The 24,524-nt window shown below is 72.5% G+C and carries 24 protein-coding genes and 1 riboswitch; of the genes, 14 read left to right on the top strand and 10 right to left on the bottom strand.

The features are described from left to right. Positions 1-84: 84 nt before the first annotated feature. From ACQPYE_RS22605 to ACQPYE_RS22590, 4 genes are all read left to right on the top strand, one after another. The gene (locus tag ACQPYE_RS22605) at positions 85-930 is read left to right on the top strand and encodes a helix-turn-helix domain-containing GNAT family N-acetyltransferase (protein ID WP_498714228.1); all 846 of its coding nucleotides are present in this window, start codon (positions 85-87) and stop codon (positions 928-930) included. Between the two features lie 162 nt (positions 931-1,092). Further along, positions 1,093-1,839: an ATP-dependent DNA ligase gene (locus tag ACQPYE_RS22600; protein ID WP_498714226.1), complete on the top strand. Its 747-nt coding sequence runs from the start codon at positions 1,093-1,095 to the stop codon at positions 1,837-1,839. A gap of 100 nt (positions 1,840-1,939) precedes the next feature. Further along, positions 1,940-2,419: a DinB family protein gene (locus ACQPYE_RS22595; protein ID WP_498714224.1), complete on the top strand. Its 480-nt coding sequence runs from the start codon at positions 1,940-1,942 to the stop codon at positions 2,417-2,419. A gap of 145 nt (positions 2,420-2,564) precedes the next feature. Further along, positions 2,565-3,650 (top strand): VanZ family protein, encoded by a 1,086-nt coding sequence (locus ACQPYE_RS22590; RefSeq protein ID WP_498714222.1) that lies wholly within the window; start codon positions 2,565-2,567, stop codon positions 3,648-3,650. 43 nt (positions 3,651-3,693) lie between these two features. Here the strand turns inward: ACQPYE_RS22590 and ACQPYE_RS22585 are convergent, their stop codons facing one another. Further along, on the bottom strand, positions 3,694-4,353 hold the full coding sequence (locus ACQPYE_RS22585) for a hypothetical protein (protein WP_498714220.1): 660 nt from the start codon (positions 4,351-4,353) through the stop codon (positions 3,694-3,696). After that, on the bottom strand, positions 4,350-5,201 hold the full coding sequence (locus ACQPYE_RS22580; RefSeq protein WP_498714218.1) for a hypothetical protein: 852 nt from the start codon (positions 5,199-5,201) through the stop codon (positions 4,350-4,352). Before ACQPYE_RS22580 ends, ACQPYE_RS22585 begins: the two co-directional genes overlap by 4 nt. 171 nt (positions 5,202-5,372) lie before the next feature. Continuing rightward, positions 5,373-5,459: riboswitch (ZMP/ZTP riboswitch) on the top strand. A 29-nt stretch (positions 5,460-5,488) separates the two neighbouring features. Here ACQPYE_RS22580 and glyA point away from each other — a divergent pair. Further along, a complete protein-coding gene (gene glyA, locus ACQPYE_RS22575) occupies positions 5,489-6,745 on the top strand; it encodes a serine hydroxymethyltransferase (protein WP_498714216.1) in 1,257 nt (418 codons plus the stop codon). Here the strand turns inward: glyA and ACQPYE_RS22570 are convergent. The 3 genes from ACQPYE_RS22570 to ACQPYE_RS22560 form a co-directional block, all read right to left on the bottom strand. Further along, positions 6,721-7,536, bottom strand: coding sequence for a Clp protease N-terminal domain-containing protein (locus tag ACQPYE_RS22570; RefSeq protein WP_498714214.1), 816 nt, complete (start codon positions 7,534-7,536; stop codon positions 6,721-6,723). The two genes, glyA and ACQPYE_RS22570, sit on opposite strands and share 25 nt — an antisense overlap. A 71-nt stretch (positions 7,537-7,607) precedes the next feature. Continuing rightward, a complete protein-coding gene (gene pip / locus ACQPYE_RS22565; protein ID WP_498714212.1) occupies positions 7,608-8,531 on the bottom strand; it encodes a prolyl aminopeptidase in 924 nt (307 codons plus the stop codon). A gap of 29 nt (positions 8,532-8,560) precedes the next feature. Then, positions 8,561-9,172, bottom strand: a complete 612-nt coding sequence (locus ACQPYE_RS22560; RefSeq protein WP_498714211.1) for an NADPH-dependent F420 reductase — start codon at positions 9,170-9,172, stop codon at positions 8,561-8,563. 90 nt (positions 9,173-9,262) lie between these two features. Here ACQPYE_RS22560 and ACQPYE_RS22555 point away from each other — a divergent pair, with 90 nt between their 5' ends. Continuing rightward, positions 9,263-9,580 carry a winged helix-turn-helix transcriptional regulator gene (locus ACQPYE_RS22555; RefSeq protein WP_498714209.1) on the top strand — a complete coding sequence of 106 codons (318 nt, stop codon included), beginning with the start codon at positions 9,263-9,265 and terminating at the stop codon, positions 9,578-9,580. Between the two features lie 57 nt (positions 9,581-9,637). Next, entirely contained in the window at positions 9,638-11,038 is a 1,401-nt protein-coding gene (locus ACQPYE_RS22550) for a carotenoid oxygenase family protein (protein ID WP_498714207.1), read from the top strand. On the opposite strand, the gene ACQPYE_RS22545 is transcribed toward ACQPYE_RS22550, so the two are convergent. Continuing rightward, on the bottom strand, positions 11,019-11,303 hold the full coding sequence (locus ACQPYE_RS22545; RefSeq protein WP_498714206.1) for an isoamylase early set domain-containing protein: 285 nt from the start codon (positions 11,301-11,303) through the stop codon (positions 11,019-11,021). The two genes, ACQPYE_RS22550 and ACQPYE_RS22545, sit on opposite strands and share 20 nt — an antisense overlap. A gap of 230 nt (positions 11,304-11,533) precedes the next feature. Between ACQPYE_RS22545 and ACQPYE_RS22540 the strand changes: the two genes are divergently transcribed. The 4 genes from ACQPYE_RS22540 (at position 11,534) to ACQPYE_RS22525 (ending at position 17,132) form a co-directional block, all read left to right on the top strand. Beyond that, positions 11,534-12,151, top strand: a complete 618-nt coding sequence (locus tag ACQPYE_RS22540; protein WP_498714204.1) for a TetR/AcrR family transcriptional regulator — start codon at positions 11,534-11,536, stop codon at positions 12,149-12,151. Between the two features lie 68 nt (positions 12,152-12,219). Then, on the top strand, positions 12,220-13,755 hold the full coding sequence (locus ACQPYE_RS22535; RefSeq protein ID WP_498714202.1) for an MDR family MFS transporter: 1,536 nt from the start codon (positions 12,220-12,222) through the stop codon (positions 13,753-13,755). 100 nt (positions 13,756-13,855) lie between these two features. Then, positions 13,856-14,488 (top strand): TetR/AcrR family transcriptional regulator, encoded by a 633-nt coding sequence (locus tag ACQPYE_RS22530; protein ID WP_498714201.1) that lies wholly within the window; start codon positions 13,856-13,858, stop codon positions 14,486-14,488. 226 nt (positions 14,489-14,714) lie between these two features. Next, positions 14,715-17,132: a DUF7617 domain-containing protein gene (locus ACQPYE_RS22525; RefSeq protein WP_498714200.1), complete on the top strand. Its 2,418-nt coding sequence runs from the start codon at positions 14,715-14,717 to the stop codon at positions 17,130-17,132. Positions 17,133-17,189: 57 nt separating this feature from the next. Here ACQPYE_RS22525 and ACQPYE_RS22520 read toward each other — a convergent pair whose 3' ends face one another. Together ACQPYE_RS22520 and ACQPYE_RS22515 are read right to left on the bottom strand one after the other, a co-directional pair. Further along, on the bottom strand, positions 17,190-17,978 hold the full coding sequence (locus ACQPYE_RS22520; RefSeq protein WP_498714198.1) for an MBL fold metallo-hydrolase: 789 nt from the start codon (positions 17,976-17,978) through the stop codon (positions 17,190-17,192). Between the two features lie 232 nt (positions 17,979-18,210). Next, complete coding sequence (locus ACQPYE_RS22515; protein ID WP_498714197.1) at positions 18,211-19,467, bottom strand: cytochrome P450; 1,257 nt, start codon at positions 19,465-19,467, stop codon at positions 18,211-18,213. 166 nt (positions 19,468-19,633) lie between these two features. Between ACQPYE_RS22515 and ACQPYE_RS22510 the strand changes: the two genes are divergently transcribed. From ACQPYE_RS22510 to ACQPYE_RS22500, 3 genes are all read left to right on the top strand, one after another. Continuing rightward, a complete protein-coding gene (locus ACQPYE_RS22510) occupies positions 19,634-20,116 on the top strand; it encodes a MarR family winged helix-turn-helix transcriptional regulator (protein WP_498714195.1) in 483 nt (160 codons plus the stop codon). Next, positions 20,113-21,669 carry an MDR family MFS transporter gene (locus tag ACQPYE_RS22505; RefSeq protein WP_498714193.1) on the top strand — a complete coding sequence of 519 codons (1,557 nt, stop codon included), beginning with the start codon at positions 20,113-20,115 and terminating at the stop codon, positions 21,667-21,669. Before ACQPYE_RS22510 ends, ACQPYE_RS22505 begins: the two co-directional genes overlap by 4 nt. A gap of 172 nt (positions 21,670-21,841) precedes the next feature. Further along, the gene (locus ACQPYE_RS22500; RefSeq protein ID WP_498714191.1) at positions 21,842-22,288 is read left to right on the top strand and encodes a DUF6010 family protein; all 447 of its coding nucleotides are present in this window, start codon (positions 21,842-21,844) and stop codon (positions 22,286-22,288) included. Here ACQPYE_RS22500 and ACQPYE_RS22495 read toward each other — a convergent pair. After that, entirely contained in the window at positions 22,208-22,753 is a 546-nt protein-coding gene (locus ACQPYE_RS22495) for a hypothetical protein (protein WP_498714190.1), read from the bottom strand. The two genes, ACQPYE_RS22500 and ACQPYE_RS22495, sit on opposite strands and share 81 nt — an antisense overlap. Next, complete coding sequence (locus ACQPYE_RS22490; RefSeq protein ID WP_498714187.1) at positions 22,753-24,444, bottom strand: PHP domain-containing protein; 1,692 nt, start codon at positions 24,442-24,444, stop codon at positions 22,753-22,755. Before ACQPYE_RS22490 ends, ACQPYE_RS22495 begins: the two co-directional genes overlap by 1 nt. Between the last annotated feature and the right edge of the window lie 80 nt (positions 24,445-24,524).

Raw genomic sequence — 24,524 nt, 5'->3', positions numbered from 1 at the left:
GATGTTTCTCGATCGAACGAGGAGCAATGTATCGAGGACCATAGATTGATGCAACCATCGGTGCTTGTCGATACTCTGGGGCGCATGACGACGACGCTGCCCGTGGCGGGCCTCGCGCCCGAGGACGCCTCGACCTACGCCGAGTGGTTCGCCTGCCTGGCCGACCCGACCCGGGTGCGCCTGCTGCACACCGTCGCCACCCAGCCCGGCGAGATCACCGTGGGCGCGCTGACCGAGGCCGTCGGCGTCAGCCAGTCGACCTGCTCGCACCACCTGCGCAAGCTCGCCGACGTGGGGTTCGTGCGGCTGCGCAAGGAGGGCACCGCCACCCTGGTGTCGGTCAACCCGGCGTGCTGCACGGGCCTGCCGCACGCCGCCGACGCCGTCATGGGCACCATCGTCACGCGACCGTGCTGCCCGACCGACCTGCCCGCCGACGTCACCGTCCGCCCCCTGACCGAGGACGACTGGTCCGACGTGCGCCGCGTCTACGCCGAGGGCATCGCCACCGGCAACGCCACCTTCGAGACCGAGACCCCCAGCCGCCGCACCCTCGAAGCCAAGTGGCTCCCCGAGCACCGCTGGGTCGCCGTGGTCGACGGCCGCGTCGCCGGCTGGGCCGCAGCCACCCCCGTCTCCACTCGCGACTGCTACTCCGGCGTCGCCGAGACCTCCGTCTACGTCGGCGACGGCTTCCGCGGCCGGGGCGTGGGCAAGTCGCTGCTGCACCAGCAGGTCACCGCCGCCGACGAGGGCGGCCTGTGGACCCTCCAGACCGCGATCTTCCCGGAGAACCGCGCCAGCATCGCCCTGCACCACTCGGCCGGCTACCGCACCGTCGGCGTCCGCGAGCGCATCGCCCAACACCACGGCGTCTGGCGCGACACCGTCATGCTCGAACGCCGCGCCACCACCACCCCCACCTGCTGACCCGCGCGAGTCCTACGTTCAGAACGCGCGAGTCCTACGTTCAGGACCCCCGAGTTGAACGCTCGGAACGTCCTGGTGCCACGATCGGGGCCGCCGATGTGCGGCCTCCGGCCGGCCGGGTGACACTGTTCGCGACATGATCCGTCTACAAGGGACGGTCGCATGCCGTTGCGCGCCGAGTCGGGGTTCCCGGGGTTGATCCGGCCCATGCTGGCCTCGTCGGGACAGGTCCCGCCGGGGTCCGGGTGGGCCTTCGAGTTCAAGTGGGACGGTGTCCGCGCGGTCACCTACGCGCGCTGCGGGCACGTGCGGACGATGACCCGCCACGACCTGGAGGTGTCCGCGACGTACCCGGAGGTGCGCGCGGTGGCCGAACTCCTGGGTGATCGCGACGCCGTGCTGGACGGTGAGACCGTCGCCCTGGACGAACGGAAGCAGCCGGACCCCGGCCGGTTGCGGTCCCGGATGACCGTGGCCCGACCGGGTGACGACCTGCCGGCCCGCGTGCCCGTCGTGTACTACGTGTTCGACCTGCTGCACGTGGACGGCCGGTCGCTGCTCGGCGCCTCCTACGGGGAACGGCGGCTGGAGCTGGCGGCGCTCGGGCTGGGCGGCCGGCCGGAGGTGCGCGTGCCGCCGACGTTCACCGAGGTGCGCGGTGAGGACGTGCTCGCGGTGGCCGAGGACTACGGGCTCGAAGGCGTGATCGCCAAGCGGGTCACCTCGCGCTACGAGCCGGGACGGCGTTCGGCGGGGTGGGTGGAGGTGCCGTTGCCGCGCACGCGGGGAGTGCTGATCGGCGGTCGGCGGCCCGGTGGCGGTCGCCGTGCGCACTGGGTGCGGCCGGACGGGGGTCCCGACGACCTCACCTGGCCCGGGGTCACTCGATCTGCTCGGCCGGCGCGATGACGATGCCCGCTGTGCGACGACATCATCGTGCGGCGGGCACGGCGGATTGTCGGTGCCTCTTGTTAACGTCCGCGGAGCCGATCAACGGGGGGAAGGGCCGGTGGACGAGGAGAAGGCGGCGCTGTCGACGTTCTTGGACGCGCAGCGGGGAGTGGTGTGGGCGATCCTGGAGGGCCTCGACGAGGAAGCGCTGACGACCTCGGCCCTGCCGTCCGGGTGGACGCCGCTCGCCTTGGTCGAACACCTCGGCTACGCCGAGCGGTACTGGTTCCAGGAGCTCCTCCGGGGCCACGCCGACCCGTTGCCGTGGCCGGACGACCCCGCGCCCTTCACCACGCCGCGAACGTCGGCCGAGGTCTTCGCCTTCTACCGGGACCAGTGCGGGCGGTCGAACGCCGTCCTCGCCGACACGCCGCTGGACACGCGCCCGGTGGGACGGCACCCCGACGCGCTGGGCGACGAGACCACCGACCTGCGCCGGATCGTGCTGCACATGATCGAGGAGACCGCGCGCCACGCCGGCCACCTCGACGCGTGGCGGGAGCTGTTCGACGGCAAGACGGGATTGGGCCTGCGTTGACGCACCCGGCCCCCACCCGCCGGCGGGACAGGCCGCGCCGGCGGGTGGGGGCCAGTTGTGGGCGGAGTGGGTGGTCGGTTCGGTTCGGCCACTCGATCAGGTGACCGTCGGGCAGGGGCCGAGGGCACGGCCTAGCGTGGCCGCCGTGTCGGTGCGGATGAGCGAGTCGATCATCACGCTGGTGCTGTTCGCGCTGCTGGTGCCGGTGGCGGTGCTGCCCTGGGTGCACTGGCAGTACCGCCGTCACGGTCGGCTGCGCGGGTGGTCCGCGGTCGTGGCGACGGCCGGCGCGCTGTACGGGTGCGCGCTGATCGCCTTCACGCTGTTCCCGCTGCCGGACGTGACGGGGGAGTTCTGCACCGGCCGGTCCCTGCGCGACTACTGGCAGCCGCGCCCGTTCGCGTCCCTGGACGACATCGCCGCCGCCGGCTACTCGCCGACGAGCCCGGCGTTCCTCCAGGTGGCGTTGAACGTGGTGCTGTTCGCGCCGCTGGGTTTCCTGCTGCGCTACCGGTTCCGGCGCGGTGCGGTGGTGGCGACCGCGATCGGGCTGCTGGTGTCGCTCGCGGTGGAGACGACGCAGGGCACGGCGGTGTTCGGCCTCTACCCGTGCCCGTACCGGATCGCGGACGTGGACGACCTGATGACGAACACGGCGGGCACGCTCGTCGGGTGGCTGCTCGGGCGCTGGGTCGGGCCCCGGCTGCCCGTGGCCGTGCCGGGACCGGTGGCCGACACCGCGCCACCCGGCCTGCTCCGGCGGGGGTTCGCGTTCGCGGGCGACCTGCTCACCATGGCGCTCGTCCAGTTCGCGTGCCGGGCGGTGCTCGTGCTCGTCGGCGGAGGAACCGGAACACCGGGGCTGACCGAGCTCGCGGTGTCGGACTGGTTCGGCGCCGCGCTGGGCGTCCTGGTGCCGGTGGTCGCCACGGTCGTCGTGCCGCTGCTCCGCGCCGACCGCGCCACACCGGGCCAGATCGCGTTCGACCTGGCCCTGACCGACGCGCGCACGGGCGGCACGGCGCCGGCACGCGCGGTCGTGCTGCGGTTCCTGGTCTGGTGGCTGCCGGTCCTGCTGCTGATCTCCACCGGGCACAGCGGCGTCGTGCTCTTCGCGGCCGTCGTGGTCGGCCTCGCGGCCCGCTCGCGCGCCGACCGCCGCAGCCTGCCGGGCCTGGTCTCGACCACCGGCACCACCACCGCGCGTGTCCTGCGTTCAGGGGGCCCGTGAGCCGGCAATCGACCCACGGGCCCGTCACGACCGGAACGACCGATCAGAACGACTGGTTCGCGAAGCCCTTCCGCGCCGCCGCCGACAGGAACGACTGCCACGCCGCGCTGCTGGTGTGCGGGTCGCCGGTGGTGCCCAGCCGCGACTTCGCGGTGTCGAACGCGCTCTGCGTCTTCGGACCCCAGATGCCGTCCACCACCAGACCGGAGCTCAGGAAGTTGTTGCACAGCGCCTGCACGAACTTCGTGTCGCTCTCCGACCCCGTCACGCACCGCACCGGCAGGCCGCCGAAGTCGGAGTGGATGTGGTCGGCGTGGTCGGCGTTGTACCAACCGTCCAACGCGTACCGGAACCGGCGACGGCACACCGCGTCCACGGCCAGGTAACGACGGCGCGTGGCCAGCGTGCCGGAGGCGTGGTCGCGGTCCAGCGGCGACGACACCTGCCCGCCGCTCCACCGCACGTGGTCGAGGTCCATCGCGGTGCCCGCGCCGTGCTCGCCGGGCTTGTTCACGTAGAAGCCCGCCGACACCAGGTACGTGATGCTGCCGTACGCCGACGACAGCGACCGCAGGTCCCGGACCCACAGCACCAGGGAGTCGTAGAACGCCTGCGTGGCCTGCCAGTTGCGCAGCGTCGTGTTGCCGCGGCTGGACCGCCAGTAGTAGACGGGGGTGCCGTCGATCCGCTGGAACGTGATCATCGGGTCGCCTCCGCGGTGATCAGCCGGCCGGCGGTGAGCCAGCCGGAACGGGTGCCGGCGACGCCCAGCGCCTTCGCGTCGCGCGGCACGGCCGGACTGGTCCGGTCCGCGTCGAGCACGCCGGTGAGCGGGGTGGCGTCGACCAGCTCGTTGCCGACCCAGTGCACGCGGCCGGCGACCGAGGTCAGACCCCGCACGGCGACACCGTCCAGCCGGGGACGGGTCGTCCAGGTGACGCCGTCGCGCGAGGTGTGCAGGACCGTGCCGGAGATGTCGACGGCCGCCACGACCCAGCCGTCGGGCGTCGCGGCGACGGCGGTGGCCGACAGGCCGTCGGTCCACTCCAATCCCCGGACGGGCACGGTGTTCCAGCCCGACGCGGTGCGGCGGGCGGCGATGCGGACCACCGAGGCGCGCTCGTGCTTGAGCACGGAGCCGAACGCCAGGCCGCCGCCGACCGCGGTGAACTCCGAGCGCACGCCGTGCAGGCGGCGTGCCTCGCGCCACGTGACGCCGTCGGCGGACTCCCAGATCGTGGCGATCGGGTCGCCGCCCAGGGCGCCGACCGCGTGGCAGGTGGAGCCGTCGCGGGTGACGTCGACCAGGTCCGCGCCGGCGAGGCCGGTGGTGATGCGGACCGAACCGCCTTCGTCCGCGACGACCCACCGGCCGTCCTGTTCGGTCAACATGAGGGGGGTGCCGTCGGGCGCGAGGAACACGCCCGCGGCTTTGCGCGGGTTCGCCGCTGCGCCCGACGCGGGCGCCGGGGCAGCCGCGTGGGCCGGTAGTGCGCTGGTGAGCGCCGCGGTCGCGGCGGCACCCAGCACGAACGTTCGCCGATCGAGCACGTCAGTCCTTTCGGGGGCAGGGGGAAGTGCTGACGTGGCGCATGGCCGGTTGGAAGTTTTCCAACCCACAAAGTATGGGTGACCAGCCCGTCGCGGCAATGGCCCGTTCCGCCCAAAGCGTTGCCGCCGACCGGGAAAGCGGCCGGTCACCGAGGACGGCTGGGGTACGATCCCGGTGTTCGCGACTGGCGTGCCGAGGGTGGGAACGACCACCGGGGAGCGTTGAGCCGAGATGCACCGCGCGCCTGGGTGCTGCGGCAGCGCTCCCGCGCGCGTGGAGGTTCCCCATGCACGAACCCGCGATCCCGTCGTTGACCGGAGCGGACCCCGAAGTCGCCCGCCTGGTCCAAGCCGAGGCACGCCGCCAGTTCGAGAAGGTCCGCCTGATCGCCTCGGAGAACTACGTCTCGACCGCCGTCCTCGAAGCCACCGGCTCGGTGCTGACCAACAAGTACTCCGAGGGCTACGCCGGCCGCCGCTACTACGAGGGCCAGCAGGTCGTCGACCCGGTCGAGGAACTGGCCGTCGGTAGGGCCGAGGCGTTGTTCGGCGTCGACCACGCCAACGTCCAGCCCTACTCCGGCTCACCGGCCAACCTCGCCGTGTACCTGGCGTTCCTGGACCCCGGCGACACCGTGATGGGCATGGCCCTGCCCGCCGGCGGGCACCTGACCCACGGCTGGGGCGTCTCGGCCACCGGCAAGTGGTTCCGCGGCGTCCAGTACGGCGTGACCAAGGAGACCGGCGTGGTCGACCTGGACCAGGTCCGCGACCTGGCCCGCGCCGAACGCCCCAAGGTGATCTTCTGCGGCGGCACGGCCATCCCGCGCACCATCGACTTCCCGGCGTTCGCCGAGATCGCGAACGAGGTCGGGGCGGTCCTCGCGGCCGACATCGCGCACATCGCGGGTCTGGTGGCGGGTGGGGCGCACCCGTCACCGGTCGGGCACGCCCAGGTGATCACCACGACCACCCACAAGACGTTGCGCGGCCCGCGCGGCGCGATGATCCTCACCGACGCCGAGCACGCGAAGGCGATCGACAGGGCGGTGTTCCCGGGTTTGCAGGGCGGGCCGCACAACCACACCACGGCGGCCATCGCGGTCGCGCTCGGCGAAGCGGCGGAGCCGTCGTTCGGCCTCTACGCGCACGCCGTCGTGCAGAACGCACGCGCGCTGGCCACCGCCCTGCTCGACCGCGGCTTCGACCTGGTCTCCGGCGGCACCGACAACCACCTGGTCCTGGTCGACCTGACCGGCAAGGGCATCGGCGGCAAGCCCGCCGCCAAGGCCCTGGACCGGGCGGGCATCGAGGCCAACTACAACACCGTCCCGTTCGACCCGCGCAAGCCGTTCGACCCGTCCGGCGTCCGCCTCGGCACGGCCGCCGTCACCACCCGCGGCCTCACCGAGGAGCACATGCCGCAGGTCGCGGACTGGATCGACCGGGCGGTCCGGGCGGCGGACGACCCGCGGGCGCTCGACCGGATCGCCGCCGAGGTCGCCGACCTGATGGCGGGCTACCCGATGCCCGGCTGGGCGTAGCGGACCGCGTCGGCCAACCGCGCCACGTCCGCCCGGAACGTCTCGTGCCGGACGGTGACGTGGTCGGCGACGTGACCGGTCCCCGGCAGCTGGTCGACGGGCAGCACCGCCCCGTCGACCAGCACCGGGATCACCGGCACCGCGCGCTCCGCCGCCCGTGCGACCTCGGTGCGCATCAGGTCCGTCGGCGTCCAACCGGGCCCGACGACCGCGAGCAGCACGTCGCACTCGCCGACGTCGCCCACCACCGCCCGGCCGAAGTCGTCCAGCCGGTCCGCGATGCGCCCGGCGAGGTGCACGTCGTGCGGGCGCCGGTAGCTGAGGAACAGCCGCGCGGCCCGTGCCGCCGGGGACAGCTCGATCCCGGCCAACGCCGCGAACGCCCGGTCGCGCACCTCGGCCGGGTCCACCCCGCACCGGGCCAGCACGTCGAGTGCCACGCCCTCGTCCTCCGCGAGCACGCCCAGCAGCAGGTGCTCGGTGCCCACGTGCCGGTGCCCCAACGCCAGCGACTCCCGCACGGACGACGCCAACGCCCGCTTCGCGCCGGGCGTGAACGGCAGGCGGCCGGACACGGGCGCGGCTCCCCACCGGGACACCTCCAGCACCCGCGCCCGGCACCCGGTCAGCGACACCCCGACCGACGACAGCACCGACGCCGCCGCGCCGCCCTCACCGATCAGCCCGAGCAGCAGGTGCTCGGTGCCGATCGCGGTGTGGGCGAACCCCCGCGCCTCCTGCAGAGCCATCACGGAGACCCGGCGCGCGCTCTCGGTGAACCGTTCCAACATCAATCCTTCGCCACCGTCGACCAGCCCCGGGACCAGGCTGCAACCAGTGCATCGCACCGAGTTTCCGGGTGTTACCGGAATTTGTCAGCAGCCGCGCGCCTCATCTCGGTCATCGCGTCACTGCCGCCGTGCGCGGTCTGGGAGATCAGGACGAGCTCCGCGTCCGGCCACGCGTGCGCGAGGTCGAACGGCGTGCCGATGAGATTGCCCAGGTCGAGCGTTCCTTGAACGATCACGCCCGGGATGCCCGCGAGCTTCCACGCCTCCGCCAGCACGATCCCCTCCGGCAGCCACGACCCGTGCGCCCAGTAGTGCGTCACGAGCCGGGCGAACGCCAGCCCGTGCTCCGGGTTCTCGAAGCGCATCCCACCGGTTGACAGCGGTTGCAACGCGTCCTCCCACGTGCACCACTCGTCGGCCGCCCGGAGGTGCACGGCGGGATCGGGGGAGAGGAGCAGCTCCCGGTACCCGGCGGCCGGGTCGCCGGTGGGCGCCAGTTCCCGGAACCGCGCGTGCGCCTCCGGGAACATCGGCGCCAACCCCGTGGTCAGCAGGTCCGTCTCCGACCGGCGGCCGGTGGCCACGCCCGCGTGCACCATCTCCGAGACCCGGTGCGGGAACCGCTCCGCGTACACGAGCCCGAGCACCGAGCCCCACGACGCGGCGAACACCAGCCACCGGTCGACGCCCAGGTGCTCGCGCAGCCGTTCCAGGTCGCCGATCAGGTGATCGGTGGTGTTGGTGGACAGGTCCACGACCGGTCGGCCGGCGTGCGGCGTGCTCCGGCCGCACCCGCGCTGGTCGAACAGCACCACCCGGTAGGCGGCCGGGTCGAAGTACCGCCGGGCGCGGGGCGTGCAGCCCGAGCCCGGCCCGCCGTGCAGCACCACGGCCGGTTTCCCGTCCGGGTTGCCGCACACCTCCCAGTACACGTGGTGCCCGTCGCCGACGTCGAGCATGCCGTGGTCGTACGGCTCGATCTCCGGGTACAGCACGGTTCCTCCCTCGGAATACAACAGTGCTGTTATATTAGTCCTCGCGGAACGGTGGGGAACATCGACCGCACGTCCGCGCCGCCCACCCAGAGCCCGATGGCGAACGCGGTCATCGCCTCCAGCAACTCGGCCCGCTCCAGCGGTCCGCCGTCCACCGGCACGCACCCGATCGACCATGCCAGGTCCCGCACGACGTCCAGGGCGTCGGCCGAATCGCCGCACAGCGGCACCCCGAGCGGCCGTCCCTCGAACGTCAACGACGGCCGCCGCCACACGTCGACGTGGCACAGGTTGAACCCCTTCACCACGTGCGCCCCCGAGACGGCCGCGAGCCGTGCGGCGGCACGCGGCTCGTCCAGCACGAACCGGCCGGGCACCACCGAGTTGGTGCAGTCGACCACCACCTGTCCCGGGGCGTGCCCGAGCACCTCGGCCGCCACCGCCGCCGGCACCGCGAGCAGCACCGCGTCCCCGAACGCGACCGCCTCCGCCGGCGACCCGGCGACCGCGCCGATCCTGGTCGCCACCTCCCTCGAACGCTCCGGCGAACGCCCGCCGATCACCACCTCGTGCCCCGCCCCGACCCACCGGCCACCCAGCGCGTCGGCCATCCCACCCGAACCCAGCACACCGATCCGCACGTTCTCCTCCTCGACCGAAGTGATTGGCTGGAACCGACGCTAGAGAGCCCGACGGGCACCGAACGGTGTCCACGACCCAGGGGACCGCTCGTGGACTTCCTCGCCGACTGCCGTGCCAGGCAGGCGTTCGACCTGCTGGCCAACACCTGGAACCCGGTGGTGCTGCACGCGCTGCGGCACGGCCCGCGCCGGCCCGCCGAGCTGCGGCGCGTGATCGGCGGCATCCGGCCGAAGGTGCTCACCGAGACCGTGCGCCGGTTGGCGGGCTCCGGGCTGGTGGTGCGGACGGTGTCGCGCGACCGGGTCGAGTACGGGCTCACCGACCTCGGGCGCAGCCTGCTGGAGCCGATCGACGCGCTCGGCCGCTGGGCGCACGAGCGGGGTGACGAGGTCACGCTTGACGGCTGAAGCAAAACGGTGTTTTATAACGTTGTTGTGTAACACTGTTCCGGAAGGTGGTTCGTGATGGGTGTGCGGGCCGGGTTCGAGACCCTCGACCGGGAAGTCGTCGTCGACCTGGAGGTGCGCGGCGAGCTGCCGCACTGGCTGGCCGGCACGTTGGTGCGCAACGGCCCGGCCAAGTTCGAGACCGAGAAGGGGTCGTTCCGCCACTGGTTCGACGGCCTGGCGATGCTGCACCGCTTCGGCTTCGCCGACGGCGCCGTCACCTACCGCAACCGCTACCTGGAGACGCCGAGCTTCCGCGCGGCGCGCGACGACGGCCACATCGCGTTCGGCGAGTTCGCCACGGACCCGTGCCGCTCCATCTTCAGCCGCTTCTTCACCCACCCCCGGCTGCGCCGCACGTCGAACGCCAACGTCAACGTGACGTCCGACGGCGACCGGGACTTCGCGCTCACCGAGACGCCCCTCGCGGTGGAGTTCGACCGCGAGACGCTGGCGACCGTGGGCCTCGCCGACTACGACGACGCGATCACCGGCCACGTCACCACCGCGCACCCGCACCGGGCGCCGCTCACCGGCGACCTGGTCAACTACGTGCTGAAGTTCGGCCGGCGCAGCGTCTACCGGATCTACCGGCAACGCGGCCTCACCCGGGAGCTGCTCGCCTCCCTGCCCGTCGACCGCCCCGGCTACATGCACAGCTTCGCCGTCACCGAGCGGCACGTGGTGCTGGCCGTGTTCCCGCTCGTGGTCAACCCGCTGTCGCTGCTGCTGCGCGCCAAGCCGTTCATCGAGAACTACCGGTGGCGACCGGAGCTGGGCACCCGGTTCGTGGTGTTCGACCAGCGGGACGGCTCGGTGGTCGCCGACGAGCGCACCGACGCGTTCTTCGCCTTCCACCACATCAACGCCTACGACGAGGACGGCCGGGTCGTCGTGGACATCGCCGCCTACCCGGACTCCACGGTGGTCGACGCGTTGTACCTGGACGAGGTGCGGGGTGACGGGGAGCTGCCGTCGGCGTTCCCGACGCGGTACGAGGTCGACCTCTCGGGCGGCGGCATCCGGTCGCGGCGGCTGGCGTCGGACTCCTTCGAGCTGCCGCGCATCGCGTACGGGACGCACAACGGCCGCGACTACCGGTACGCCTACGGCGTCGGCTCCCGGGACAACGGCACGCGCGACTTCCTCAACCAGCTGGTCAAGCTGGACGTCTCCAGCGGGCGGACGACCGTGTGGCACGAGCCCGGCCGGTACCCGGGCGAACCGGTGTTCGTGCCCGCGCCGGGAGCCCGGGCGGAGGACGACGGCGTGCTGCTGTCAGTGGTGCTCGACCCCGGGGCGGGGCGGTCCGGGCTGCTGGTGCTCGACGCGGCCACGTTCGCGGAGATCGCGCGGGCCGACGTGCCGCACGCCATCCCGTTCGGCTTCCACGGTCAGTTCACGTCGCGTCGACCGTGAGCACGCAGCCGTCGGGGTCGACGGTGGGCACGTCGGGCTCGTCGAACCAGAGCCCGCCGTCGCCGAGGTAGCGGAACCGGTGCGTGCCGGGGGAGAGGATCACGGTCACCGTGCGCGTGCCGTCGCGGCGGGGGACCAGTTCGTGGACGCCGGGGGTCCAGTCGTTGAACGTGCCGACCACGCTCACCGGCCCGCGCGGCTGATCGAGGGGCAGCGAGAAGGTCACGCGGCGCTTCGGGCCGAACAGGCGAGTGCTGCGGAGCATCGTTCTCCCTCGCGAGTCGATCTTGCCATGCCTTCGGGCCACCAGCGTCGCGGTGCGGTGGCGGCGTTTCAAGCCGGCGCACCTGTTCGGAGCCGATGGTCACCCGTCGGTGTGACGTGAACGCCCAGGGTGCGGGATGGACTGGTCGGACCGCTCGCGAGAGCGGGATCACAAACTGTGCAGTCTCTGCAAAGTTGCAGTAAGTGCAGATTTTTCCCTACCCTGATCGAGTGACCACGCAGGCGGCCGAGGGGCTCCGCGACCGCAAGAAGCGGCAGACCCGCACGGCTCTGGGCCACGCCGCCGTGCGCCTGGTCGCCGAGCACGGCCTCGACCACGTGACCGTCGAGGACATCAGCGCCGCCGCCGACGTCTCGCCGCGCACCTTCTTCAACTACTTCGCCAGCAAGGAAGACGCCGTCCTGGGCCCCGACCCGGACGCCGGCCCGCGCGTCCGCGCCAGGGTGCTCGCCCAACCGGCGGACCTGTCCGCCGGCGCGGCGGTGCGCGAGGCGCTGCTGGCGGAGATCGCGGCGGAACTGGCGGACGACCGGGAGTTCTGGTCGCGGCGGATGCGGGTGGTCCAGCAGCACCCCGTGCTGCTGGCCCGGCTGTTCTCCGGCGGCGAGGCACTGGAGCGCGAGCTGGTCGCCGGCATCGCCGAACGGGTGGGCCTGCCCGCCGACGACACCTACCCGCTGCTGCTCGGCGCGGCGGCGGGCGCGGCGTTCCGGGTGGCGGTGGCCCGCTGGTCGAGCACCGACGCGCCGCTGCACGACCTGCTCGCCGAGACGCTCGACCTGATCGCCGCGGGGCTCGCCGACCCGCCTCGCGGCCACCGCGGCTGAATCACGGGCCGCGGCGCACCACCGATCCGCAACACCGCGTCAAAGTCGAAGACAAACTGGGGGATCCGATGTCCACCGAAACCGGCACGACTTCGCGCCGGGACGTCGTGCAAGCGATGTCCGGCCTCATGCTGGGCATGTTCATGGCCATCCTCGCGTCGACCATCGTGTCGAACGCGTTGCCGCGCATCATCGCGGACCTGCACGGCTCGCAGTCCGTCTACACCTGGGTCGTCACGACCGAGCTGCTGGCCATGACGGCGACCGTGCCGCTGTGGGGCAAGCTCGCCGACCTCTACAGCCGCAAGCTGCTGATCCAGCTCTCGCTCGGCCTGTTCGTGGTCGGCTCGCTCATCGCGGGCTTCTCCCCGAACGTCGAGGTGCTCATCGCGAGCCGCGTCGTGCAGGGCCTCGGCGCGGGCGGCATGACGGCGTTGGCCACGATCGTGATGGCGGCGATGATCCCGCCGCGCGAGATGGGCCGCTACGCGGGCATCTTCGGCGCGGTGTTCGGCGTCGGCACGGTCGCCGGCCCGCTCATCGGCGGTGTCATGGTGGACACCTCGTGGCTGGGCTGGCGCTGGTGCTTCTTCATCGGAGTCCCGTTCACCCTCGCCTCGATCCTCCTGCTCCAGCGCACGCTGCACCTGCCGGTCGTGCGCAAGGAAGTCAAGATCGACTACCTGGGCGCGGTGCTGATCGTCGGCGGTGTCTCCACGCTGCTGGTGTGGTCGACGCTGGCCGGTCACCAGTTCGAGTGGGCCTCGGCGTGGACCGCGGTGCTCGTGGCGGTCGGCGTGGTGCTGCTGGGCCTGGCCGTGTGGGTCGAGTCGCGGGCGACCGACCCGATCGTGCCGCTGACGATCTTCTCCAACCGCACGGTCGCGTTGACGACGTTGGCCAGCGCGCTGGTCGGGGTGGCGATGTTCGGCGGCACGGTGTTCCTGTCGCAGTACTTCCAGATCGGCCTGGGCAAGACGCCGACGCAGGCGGGCCTGATGAGCCTGCCGATGATCTTCGGCCTGCTGGTCTCGTCGACCGTCGCCGGCCAGCTGATCACCAAGTGGGGCAGGTGGAAGGCGTTCCTCGTCGCCGGCGGCGTGATCATGGTCGGCGGGATGCTGCTGCTGGCCACGATCGACGCGAACACGAGCGTGTTCCTGGTCAGCGTGCACATGGCCGTGCTGGGCGTCGGCGTCGGCATGCTGATGCAGAACCTGGTGCTGGCCGCGCAGAACGACGTGCCCGCCCGCGACCTCGGCGCCACGACCTCGACCCTCACGTTCTTCCGCAGCCTCGGCGGCGCGATCGGCGTGAGCGCGTTGGGCGCGGTGCTGGCGAACCGGGTGACCGCGTTGAGCGAGGAGAAGTTCGGCCCGGCGCCCACCGGCGGCGAGGCCACCGTGCCCGACCTGTCGCTGCTGCCCGAGCCGGTGCGGGTGATCGTGCGCGAGATCTACGCCACGGCCACCGCCGAGCTGTTCCTGATCGGCGCGCCGATCGCGGTGCTGGCGCTGGTGGCGGTGCTGTTCATCAAGGAGAAGCCGCTCAAGACGCTCAGCGGTGACGAGCGGCTGGCGGCGGAGACGGCCGCCGGCCACTAGCGGGCCACCGGCGGCACCAGCCGCCCCGCGGCTCGACGGCGGGAAGACACGGTGTCGCACCTGTCCGGCCCACGGTCGGACAGGTGCGACACTTTCGCGCGTGTCAGGACTGCGTGAACGCAAGAAGCTCGCCACCCGGACGGCGTTGGCCGACGCCGCCCTGCGGCTGTGCGTGGAGCACGGCCTCGACGGCGTGACCGTCGAGCAAGTGGCGAACGAGGCGGGCGTCTCGCTGCGCACCTTCTTCAACTACTTCTCCTCCAAGGAGGAGGCCGTGGTCGCGGGTGACGTCGCCACGGCCGCCGCGTTCGTCCAAGCCTTCGCCGCCCGGCCCGAGGACGAGCCGGTGCTGCCGGCGTTGCGGGCGGCCCTGGTGGACGTCGTGCCCGACCGCATCGACCCGGAACGGGTGGCGCAGCTGCGCGCGTTGCGCCGCACGCCCGCCCTGCTGCCGCACCAGATCGCGGCGTTCGCCGTGCAGGAACGGGAGCTCGCCGCCGTCGTCGCCGCACGGGTCGGCGTCGACCCGGCCACCGACCTCTACCCGGCGATGTTCGCGGCCACCGTGATGGCCACCCTGCGGGTGGTCGTCGGCTGGTGGCTGGACGCCACCGAACGCCCCGAGCTGTCGGAGCTGATCGGCGTGATGATCGACCGGCTGGACGCGGGTTTCGCCGCCGTCCACCCGAGCGGGGACCGGGACCCCCTATCGCTCCCGCCCGGGGCGCGGTAGGCCGAATTCGGGCGCACCCGGGTGAACCGGCGCGCACCGCCCGCGTGGAATGACGTGTCCCGGTAGGGGCGGACGGCGCGGGCGCTGCGCTGTCGGGATGCTCGTGCGCCGCAGCCGGGTGACCCGCGGCCTCGGCATCGGTGCAGGTCCCTAGCGTGCCTGGGGTCCCGGACGACCCGAGTTCCGGCTGTGGGAAAGAAGAACCGTCATGCGAAGACGTGTGGTCATGGTTTTGACGACGGGCGCGCTCGTGGCCTTCGCCATCGCGGTGCCCGGCGCGGCGGCCGACCCCGCCGCGGCAGCCGTGTCGACGTTGACGAAATCCGTCCGAGGGGTTTCCTCGCCCGCCGATCACGGCGCCACGGCCACCTGGGTCGTCGACTACGACAACAACGCCGCCGCCGCCGGGCAGGCGACGATCACCGACGCGGTCGGCGCCGGGCAGTCCTACGTCGCCGGCTCGCTGGACGTGCCGCCCGGGTGGTCGCCGTCCTGGTCCGCGGACGGGAGCACCTTCCAGGCGACCGAGCCCGCCTCGGGCGTGGTCGCGGTGCGCGCGCAGAACCCCGACGCCCGACCCGGCGGCACGGCGCTGTCCGGCCTGCTCACCCCGCCCGTCCAGGCGACCACCACGGCGACCGGCGGCGACGGGTTCACCCCGCTGCTGCACCGCACGCCCACCGGAGCCCTCCAGGCGTGGAACATCTACCACCACGCGGCCCCCAACGTGGCGAAGGTGGTGTGCAGCGACCTGGCCACCGGGCAGCCCTGCGCGGGCGGGCCGTGGCCCCGACCGCTCAACACCACCCCCGGACCGCTCGGCAGCGGCGCGACCGGCGACATCGGCAGCGGGATGGCGCAGCAGTACTTCCGCGACCCGGCCAACACCTCGCAGGTCCTCTACGCCGCCGTGACCCCCTCGTCGGTCGGAGTCGGCTGCCTGGACCTGGCCGCCGCCGCGAACTGCGGCTACTGGCCCCTGGTGGCCGCCGGCGGCTCGCCCTCGGGGGTGTACAGCCTCGCCGGCCTGGTCGAGGTCGGCGGCAACCTCTACGGCGTGGCCAGCACGGGCGCGGTCACCTGCTGGACCGTCGCCACCCGCGCGGCCTGCCCCGGCCAGCCGTACGCGCCGATCGTCCCGCCCAGCGGCGACACGCCCAGCAGCCTGTACTTCTACGGCGCGATGACGGTCGTGGCCGGCAAGGTGTTCGCCTCGTCGTCCCGGCCCAACACCGGCCTCCAGGCGGCCATGGGCTGCTTCGACCCGGCCACCGCCGCCGCGTGCGCCGGGTGGGCCTCACCCCGGCCCCTCGGCGCGGCCGGCAACTACACCTACAACGCCTACACCGCGTACGGCACGACGGGCGCGCAGGTCGGCGCCTGCTCCACCACGACCGGGTCGCCCGACGTGACCACCTGCTACGCCCTGGACGGCTCGGCGCTGCCCGCGCCGTCCTCGGTGGCCGCGCTGCCCGCCGGCGTGATCGCGTTCAACCCCGAGGTGATCACCGACCCGAACGGCCACCTCCGCAGCTACCTGGCGATCTGGGGCGGCCCGTACCAGGGCGCGGCGGTCTGCCACGACTGGACGACCGCGGCGGCGTGCGCGGGACTGCCCAACCCGATCACCCACCCCGGCGTCAACGGCGGCGCCACCCGCGACTACGGGTACGCCTACGACACCCCGACGGGCTGCCTGATCGGTCTGGGTGACGCGGGCGTGCTGTTCTCGATGGACCCGCTCACGGGCAGCTCGCCGTGCGTGCGCTCCGGTGGTCAGGTCTCGCTCACCCCGGGCGAGTTCTACTGCGACGGCGACACCGACCACGTGACGGGTTACGGCTCCGCGCGGCTCGTCGGCGTCACGCCCGGCAACGTCGACTTCGGCGCATCCCGGGTGACCGTGGTGGACCAGGACGGCGCCACCGTGGCCACGCCCGGCTTCGCGCCGGACGGCTCGGTCGACCTCAGCGGCGTGTCACCGACCGCGCACCCGACCATCGCCGTCACCACCATGCTGGTGCTGACCAGCGGAGCCGACTTCGGCGGCGGCAACCAACCCCGGTTGGTGGTCGACTTCACCGGCGACCCGCCGCAGGTGTGCTTCCGCACCACGATCAGCGCCGCCTGCGCCGTGGCCGACGTCGCCAACACCGCCACGGGCACGGACACGACCGGCGCGTTCACCTCCAACACCGTCACCGTCCCGGTCGCGCCCGGCGCGGCGTGCCAGCCGGTGGTGACGGTGAACAAGGAGATCTGCGCCTCGAAGACGGCGTCCCACTGCGGACCCGGCGGGTCGGGGCCGTGGGCCAAGAAGGCGCCCGTGGGCGTGCTGGGGCTGCTCAACGCCACCGCGTACTGGCGGATCACGGTGACCAACCAGGGTCCGGTGGCGGTCACCGACGCGCGTGTCGTGGACTACGAAGAGCCCGCGTGCGAGGCGGCAGCCGGCACGTTCACCCTCCAACCGGGTGAGACCAAGACCTTCTACTGCTCGACGTACGCCCTCCTGACCCTGTACCCGCTGACCAACCAGGCGAAGGCGAAGTACACGCCGCGCAACTCGCCCGCCGCCACCCCGCCGTCGTACTCGGCGTGGTCGTCGGCGACCGCCTGCTCCCTGCTCTGCCTGCTGGGCTGAGCGCGGGACACGCCGGCCGGTGGGGACGTCCGTCCCCACCGGCCGGGGCGCGTGTGGTCAGTCGCCGATGGTGATGGGCTTGGCGTCGACCGGGTCGACCGTGGTGACGTCCGCCGCGCCGCAGGCGCTCAGCAGCTCGGCGCGCTTGGCCGCGTCCGCGTACTCCTGGCCGAAGTGGAACGGCAGCACGAACTTCGGCCGGATGGCCGCCACCAGTTCGCCGAGGTCCTCGGCCGTCATGTGGCCGCGGCGGTGGATGCTCTCGCCCACGTCGCTCGTCAAGCCGAACGCCTCACCGATCAGGACGTCGCAGCCGGCGAAGTCGTGCTGGTGCGAGGGCACCGGGCCGGTGTCGGCGGTGAACCCGATCTTCGCCCGACCGGTTTCGACCACGACGCCGTAGCACGGCACCGGGTGGTCCGTCGGCACGAGGCGCATCTTCAGCTGCCCGCCCAGGGCCACGGGCTCCTCGGCGCACTCGACCCACGCGAGGTCGAACGCCCGTTCCGGGTACTGGACCCGCAGCAGCTCCTTGAGCCCGGCCAGGACCGACGGGTGTCCCACGACCGTGAGCTTGAGCAGCGGGACGTCACCCTCCCGGTTGAGCAGGCTGCGGGTGAACACGAAGTTGGCGAACCCACCGACGTGATCGGAGTGCAGGTGCGACACGTACACGTGCGTGACGTCGGTCGGTGACAGCCCGGCGGCCTGGAGCCTGCCGACGGGGTCGACGCCGACGTCGAGCATCACCTCGGCGTCGTCCACGGCTAAGTGGAACGACGTGGTCGGGCCGGCGCTCGAATTCGACCAGTGGCCCAGGGTGGTCACGTGGATGTCGGTCGTCACGGATGACCTCGATTCATGGGAGTGGCGGTCGTGGCTCCGCCGACCCTCTCGGGCAGGGCGGAGCCACGACCCGGAGTGTCCTTTGTGGTCACCGCCCGGATTTCGGCCCCATCGGCGGGTGAAGTCGACACCGGCGGGCAGCCCATCTCGGAGTGCCCGTGGCGAAAGTCGGCCAAACGCCGCCGATCGGGGCGCGGTCGGTGTGCGCTCACCGGCCGTCGGTTCGGGGGTCTCAGGCGTCCCAGGTGACCGGGAGCGCGTGCACGCCGTACACCAGCATGTCGTCGCGCATCGGGACCTCCGCCGCCGGCACGGCCAGCCGCAGGCCGGGCAGCCTGGTCAGCAGTCCGGTCAACCCGATCGTCATCTCCACCCGCGCCAACTGCTGGCCGAGGCATTGGTGCACGCCGTGCCCGAACGCCAGGTGCGGCCCGCGGGCGCGGGTCACGTCCAGCACGTCCGGCCGGGGGTAGTGGTACGGGTCGCGGTTGCCCGCGGGCACGGAGACCAGCACCGTCGAGTCGGCCGGGACGACCTCGCCCGCGATCTCCACCTCCGCCAGCGTGGTGCGCACGACGCCGAGGTGGACGATCGACAGGTAGCGCAGCAGCTCCTCGACCGCGCCGCCGGTCATCGCCGGGTCCGCGCGCAGGGCGGCGAGCTGCTCGGGGTGCTCCAGCAGCGCGAACGTGCCCAGCGCCAGCATGTTGGCCGTCGTCTCGTGACCCGCGACCAGCAGCAGGGTCGCCATGCCGATCAGCTCGTCGTCGGTGAGCGTCGGGTCGGCCTCGATCAGGCCGGACAGCATGTCGTCGGTCGGCTCGGCGCGCTTGCCGAGCACCAAGCCGTGCATGAACGCCCGCAGTTCGTCGGCGAGCCGCATCACCTCGGCCACGGGCTGGTCCAGGCGCAGCAGCTGCCCGGTGCGCTCCTGGAACTCGTCGCGGTCGGCGTACTCGACGCCGAGCAGCTCGCAGATGACCAGTGACGGCACCGGCAGCGCGAACGCCCGCACCAGGTCGGCGCCCGGTCCGGCGGCGATCATCGCGTCGAGGTGGTCGTCGACGATCCGCTGGACGCGCGGTTCGAGCTGCCGCATCCGGCGCACGGTGAACTGGCCGGTCAACAGCTTGCGGTACCGGGTGTGTTCGGGCGGGTCCATGGTGATGAAGTTGCCCGCCCGCGCCCGCGCGTCGGTCAACCGGGCGCGGACCGGCTGGGGCAGCTTCTCCAGCACGCGGCGGCTGCGGAACCGGTCCGAGCTCAGCCGCGGGTCGCCGAGCAGGGTGCGGGCCAGCTCGTGGCTGGTGACGATCCACACCGGGTCGCCGTCGAGCATGGTCATCCGGTGCACCGGCCCCTGCTCGACGAGGCGGGTGAGGGCGTCCGGTGGGTTGAACGGGCCGGCGTCGCGGCGGGTGAGCTCGGGCGGCAGGGGGACGGTCGGTCGGCCGGTGGGGGGTCGTTTCCCCCGGGAAGCGGTGGTCATCGACGGTCCGTTCCCGACCCGGCGTGACCGGGCCGCTGCTCGGCGTGGTGGAGATGACCCACGGTACCAAAACATGCACGCTGTGCAGCTTTTTGGTGTAACTCACCGCACACCGCGAAAACTTGCACGTCGTGCAAGTTTGGGTGATAGTTGTATGTGGCAAGCAATGCGGGAGAGATGGGGGGACGGCATGGACGCCGTCGCGCGGGAGCTCGAAGACCGGGTGCGCGACCTGCTGAGGGTCGTGCGGATGGTCAAGCAGCGACACCACGCGCTGCCTCCCGGCCTGATCGGGACGCTCGCCCTGATCGCCCGGGCCGGCGCGAACCCCACCGGGTGCCACGCCAAGGAGCTGGCCGTCCACGCCGGTCTCGACCCGTCCACGGTGAGCCGCGCGGTGGCCGCGCTGGTCGCCAACGGCCTGGTCGAACGACGTGCCGACCCCGACGACGGCCGCGCCAGCATCCTCGTGGTGACCGAACGCGGTCACGCCGAGCTGGCCGTCGCCCGTGACTGGTACGACCAGCTCCTGAGCCGCGCGCTTGCCGACTGGAGCCCTGAAGAGGTCGAGGCGCTGACCAGCTCCCTGGGGCGCCTGACCATTGACGTCGAAGGAGCCCTCGGCTCCACCTTGGAGGCCGCGCGATGAGCGCACCCGCCACCACCAACGGCACGATGAGCCACCGCCAGGTCCTGGAGGCTCTGAGCGGTCTGCTGTTGGTGCTGTTCGTCGCGATGCTCAGCGGCACCGTCGTCTCGACGGCGCTGCCGCAGATCATCGGCGCGCTCAACGGCTCGCAGACCCAGTACACCTGGGTGGTCACCGCGACCTTGTTGACCGCGACCGCCACCACGCCCGTGTGGGGCAAGCTCGCGGACCTGTTCGACAAGAAGACCCTGGTCCAGGTCGCCATCGTGATCTTCGTGGTCGGCTCGGTGGTCAGCGGCTTCGCGCAGAGCGCGGGCCAGCTCATCGCGGCCCGCGCGTTCCAGGGCATCGGCGTCGGCGGTCTGCAGGCGCTGGTGCAGGTGGTGATCGCGGCGATGATCCCGCCGCGCGAGCGCGGCCGGTACAACGGCTACCTCGGCGGCGTGATGGCGCTGGCCACGGTCGGCGGCCCGCTGCTGGGCGGCCTCATCGTGGACACCTCGTGGCTGGGCTGGCGCTGGTGCTTCTTCATCGGCGTGCCGGTCGCGGTGATCGCGCTGTTCGTGCTCCAGGCCACGTTGAAGGTGAAGACGGTCCGGCGGGACAACGTGAAGATCGACTACCTGGGCGCGAGCCTGATCGCGGTCGGCGTGAGCGTGCTGCTGGTCTGGATCTCGTTCGTGGACAGCTCGTTCGCGTGGCTGTCGTGGCAGAGCTTCGCCATGGTCGGCGCGTCGGTGGTCCTGCTGGGCGGCGCGGTCGCGGTCGAGGCGCGTGCCGCGGAGCCGGTGGTGCCGCTGGGGATCGTCAAGCAGCGCACGACGGCGTTGGCGATCCTGGCCAGCGTGGCGGTGGGCATGGCGATGTTCGGCGGCGCGGTGTTCCTCGGCCAGTACTTCCAGATCGGCCGCGGCTACAGCCCGACCGAGGCCGGCCTGCTGACCATCCCGATGATGGTCGGCGTGCTCGGCGCGTCCATCGTGTCCGGGCGGCTGATCACCAAGACCGGCCGGGTCAAGCCCTACATCGTGGCCGGCGCGGCCACCCTGGTGCTCGGGTTCCTCGCGCTGGGGCAGGTCGACCACGACACGTCGCTGGTGCTGGTCGGCGGCGCGATGCTGCTGGTGGGCGCCGGGGTCGGCCTGAGCATGCAGAACCTGGTGCTCGCGGTGCAGAACACGGTGCCGCTGAAGGACATCGGCGCGGCCAGCTCCACCATCGCGTTCTTCCGGTCGCTCGGCGGCACGATCGGCGTGTCGGTGCTGGGCGCGGTGCTGGCGCGGCGGGTCGAGGACGCCATCACCCGCGACCTGACCGCGGCGGGCATCCCCGTCAGCGGCGGGGGCGGCGGCAGCCTCAACCTGAACGTGCTGCCGGAGGCGGTGCAGCACATCGTCCGCAACGCGTACGGCGACGCCACCGGCCACATCTTCCTGATCTCGTCGGCCATCGCGGTGATCGGTGTGGTCGCGGCCCTGCTGCTCAAGCCGATCACGCTGCGCACCAGCCTGGACCTGGCCGAGGAGAAGCCCAAGGTCGAGACGGGCGTCTGACGCCGAGGGGAACCGGGGCCGGTGGTGCGATCAGCGCCACCGGCCCCGTCGCGCCACGCGCGGTGTTGGCGAGAACCCGTCGGGGTGTGGCACGCCGGCCACTGCCGCGCCGGCCGCCGTGCTCTTAGCGTCCAGGTGGAACGATCACCTGCGACGACAAGGACCGCCAACCATGGTCGTGGTCTCGGCACTGCTCATCGGCGTGCTGTACGTGCTCCTGAACTCCCTCATCCCCGACCGGCACCGCCGACCGCTCAACGCGGTCATGGTCGGCGGCGCCGGCGCGGCGTACCTCAGCGGCGGCGGGCTGGGCGCGTGGGAGTTCGCCATCACCGCCGTCATCACGTTCTGCGCCTACCGCGGCCTGACGTCCTGGACGTTCATCGGCATCGGGTGGCTCGTGCACACGGCCGCCGACGTGGCGCACCACCTGTACGGCAACCCGATCGTGCCGTTCGCCGAGCACTCGTCGCTGGGCTGCGCGGTCTGCGACCCGGTGATCGCCCTGTGGGCGTTCGCGGGCGGACCCGGCTTCCGGTCAATGGCCCCCGCGGCACTGGTGCGGGCTCTCCGACTCCGCCGGACGCAGCACGCCGCCGACGGCGGGCTCCACGAGTAGCAGCAGCTCGCCGTCGTGGTGGACGGGACGCAGGAAGCCGAGCGTCCGCACCGGGTCGGTCGGCGCGACCTGGACTCCGATGCCGACCACGCGGTCGATCGCCGACACGGCCACCACTTCGGCGGCGGGGTGCGTGCCGGTGAGCGCCGACTGGCCCGGGAACCGGACACAACGGCCCTCGGCGCGGTCACGACCGGCCCGGGCGGCGCGGACAGCGGCCGTGTCGGCCGTGTCGGAGTCGTCGAGCACGACCACCGGCCCGCCCAGCGCCGCCGCCAACCGGTCCACGTCCACCTCGCCGGTCACGTGGGCGGACAACGCGGTGACGGCGACCTCGCCGGACCGGTCGGTGTGCGTGCACACGAAGTCCGCCGCCACGCCGTCGAACGCCGCCAGCAGCAGCGCGTCCACGTGCGCCGCGCCGTGCTCGCCGGGCAGGGCGGGCACGGCGCCGAGCCAGGTCATCAGATGACGTCCACGAACACCGGGTTCGCGTAGAACCACAGGTCCGCCCACGGGTCGGCGTCACCGAGGACGTCCATCACCGGGTGGCCGTCCGAGGTCAGCCGGTTGCCGTCCGAACCGCGCAGCCGCAGGTAGAACGCGCCTTCCACGCGGCGGAACGTGTGCGTGAACTTCACCGTGCCGCGCGCGGCACGAGCGACCTCGAACGACTTCACCACCGCCGTGGCGGGCGCGGAGAACGCGTCGCGGTCCGCCGCCGGGCCGGTGACCGGGCCGGCGATCAGGTCCACCTTCGCCAGGCGCGGCACGACACCCGCGAAGTTCGCGCCACGCGCCAGGTCGACCTCGACCACCACCTCGACGTCCTGGCCGCGCCGGACGAACGTGCGACCGCCGATCGTGACGCCCCGGTTGTCGCCCTCGCCGAGCGAGCGCACCCGCAGGTTCAGCCCGTCGACGATCCGCCCGTGCACCGCGACGACCTTGCCGCCCTGCATGCCGCGCATCACGTCCACATAGGACTTGGAGGCCGCGCCGACGAGCGTGGAGCTGTAGAAGCCCGGCCAGTAGTCGCTCTCGACCTGCGGCACGCCGGTGTCGACGGGCGCACCCCGGCTGCCGGTCGTGTCGTGGTCGCCTGCGCCCTGCTTGTGCGTGTCCAGGTGCACCCGGTGCGAGTCGGACGTGGCGGTGACCCACCACGGCCTGCCCTCGGCCAGCAGCGAGTCCCACAGGCCGCCGACCTTGGCGGTCATCCAGTCGAACCCGCCGTAGGTGCGGTAGGGGTTCTCGGTCGCGGTCGGCGCGAAGCCCGGGAAGCTGTCCTGGTTCGGCGATGCGTCGTACAGCCCGCGCGCGGCGCCCCGGCCGCCGTTCGCGGCCGGGATGCCCGACGCCTGGTGGCCGGGCGCGCCCTCCATGCCCACCGCAACGCCGGGCGCCGCGTCGCGCCAGCCGCGGAACTCGTGCGGGCTGTCCACCCCGCGCCGGGCCGGGTGGTTGGCGAACATCAGCGCGATCTCCGTGCGGCCGGCGAGCACCTGCGCCTCCAGGTACCGCAGTGCCGCCAACGCGTACGGCTCGCCGTCGGCCGACGTGGAGCGGGCGAGCAGGCCCTTGCCGCCGCTCGCGACCGGCGTGGCCAGGACACCGCCGTCGTAGGCGGCCTCGAACGCGCGCAGGATGTCCACGGTGGACCGGCCGGGCGGCAGGAACACGGTGGCGTGCTCGGCGCCCGGGATGTTCCACTCCAGACCCTGGTAGACCAGCACGTCCCGGTGCGACCTGCGGGCGCGCTCGATGTCGGGCGCGACCTGGTCGATGGAGAACTTCTCGTGCGCGACGCCGCCGTGGTCGGTGATCACGACCCAGTCCAGCCCGTGCTCGCGCGCCTTGGCGACCTGCTGCGCGACCTCGTACTGGGCGTCGTTGGAGTACTTGGTGTGGATGTGGTGGTCGCCCGCGTACCAGCGCCCGCGTCCGTCCCACGGGTTCACCGGCGTGGCCGGCCGGTCGCCGTGCGCGTGCGCCGGGAGCGCGCCCATGGTGGTCGCCACACCGGCCGCGCCCAGACCGGCCAGGAACCGCCGTCGCGCCACCGAGAGCGGCCGGTCGTCCTGCGCGTCGCGCCAGCTGCCCTCCACCTCCTCGTGGTGCTCGTGGGTGTGGCCGTGGCGGTGGTCGTGCGACATGCGGTACTCCGATCATGACCCGAACGGCGGCAGGCCGAAGTATCGTTTTCGGGGCGTGCGCCGGGTGGTGCGCGGAGTCG

This window comes from Actinosynnema sp. CA-299493 (genome assembly GCF_050946825.1).
Classification (GTDB): Bacteria; Actinomycetota; Actinomycetes; order Mycobacteriales; family Pseudonocardiaceae; genus Actinosynnema.
The sequence above is the reverse complement of the archived record's forward strand: the minus strand, read 5'-3'. Positions and strand labels throughout refer to the sequence as shown.

Excerpts from the sequence above, each read along its gene's own strand:
- ACQPYE_RS22525 (WP_498714200.1), top strand. The coding sequence starts at position 14,715 with ATGGTTTTGACGACGGGCGCGCTCGTGGCCTTCGCCATCGCGGTGCCC.
- ACQPYE_RS22515 (WP_498714197.1), bottom strand. The coding sequence starts at position 19,467 with ATGACCACCGCTTCCCGGGGGAAACGACCCCCCACCGGCCGACCGACC.
- ACQPYE_RS22605 (WP_498714228.1), top strand. The coding sequence starts at position 85 with ATGACGACGACGCTGCCCGTGGCGGGCCTCGCGCCCGAGGACGCCTCG.
- ACQPYE_RS22570 (WP_498714214.1), bottom strand. The coding sequence starts at position 7,536 with ATGTTGGAACGGTTCACCGAGAGCGCGCGCCGGGTCTCCGTGATGGCT.
- ACQPYE_RS22510 (WP_498714195.1), top strand. The coding sequence starts at position 19,634 with ATGCGGGAGAGATGGGGGGACGGCATGGACGCCGTCGCGCGGGAGCTC.
- ACQPYE_RS22490 (WP_498714187.1), bottom strand. The coding sequence starts at position 24,444 with ATGTCGCACGACCACCGCCACGGCCACACCCACGAGCACCACGAGGAG.
- ACQPYE_RS22500 (WP_498714191.1), top strand. The coding sequence starts at position 21,842 with ATGGTCGTGGTCTCGGCACTGCTCATCGGCGTGCTGTACGTGCTCCTG.
- ACQPYE_RS22600 (WP_498714226.1), top strand. The coding sequence starts at position 1,093 with ATGCCGTTGCGCGCCGAGTCGGGGTTCCCGGGGTTGATCCGGCCCATG.
- glyA (WP_498714216.1), top strand. The coding sequence starts at position 5,489 with ATGCACGAACCCGCGATCCCGTCGTTGACCGGAGCGGACCCCGAAGTC.
- ACQPYE_RS22550 (WP_498714207.1), top strand. The coding sequence starts at position 9,638 with ATGGGTGTGCGGGCCGGGTTCGAGACCCTCGACCGGGAAGTCGTCGTC.
- ACQPYE_RS22495 (WP_498714190.1), bottom strand. The coding sequence starts at position 22,753 with ATGACCTGGCTCGGCGCCGTGCCCGCCCTGCCCGGCGAGCACGGCGCG.
- ACQPYE_RS22545 (WP_498714206.1), bottom strand. The coding sequence starts at position 11,303 with ATGCTCCGCAGCACTCGCCTGTTCGGCCCGAAGCGCCGCGTGACCTTC.
- ACQPYE_RS22585 (WP_498714220.1), bottom strand. The coding sequence starts at position 4,353 with ATGATCACGTTCCAGCGGATCGACGGCACCCCCGTCTACTACTGGCGG.
- ACQPYE_RS22535 (WP_498714202.1), top strand. The coding sequence starts at position 12,220 with ATGTCCACCGAAACCGGCACGACTTCGCGCCGGGACGTCGTGCAAGCG.
- ACQPYE_RS22505 (WP_498714193.1), top strand. The coding sequence starts at position 20,113 with ATGAGCGCACCCGCCACCACCAACGGCACGATGAGCCACCGCCAGGTC.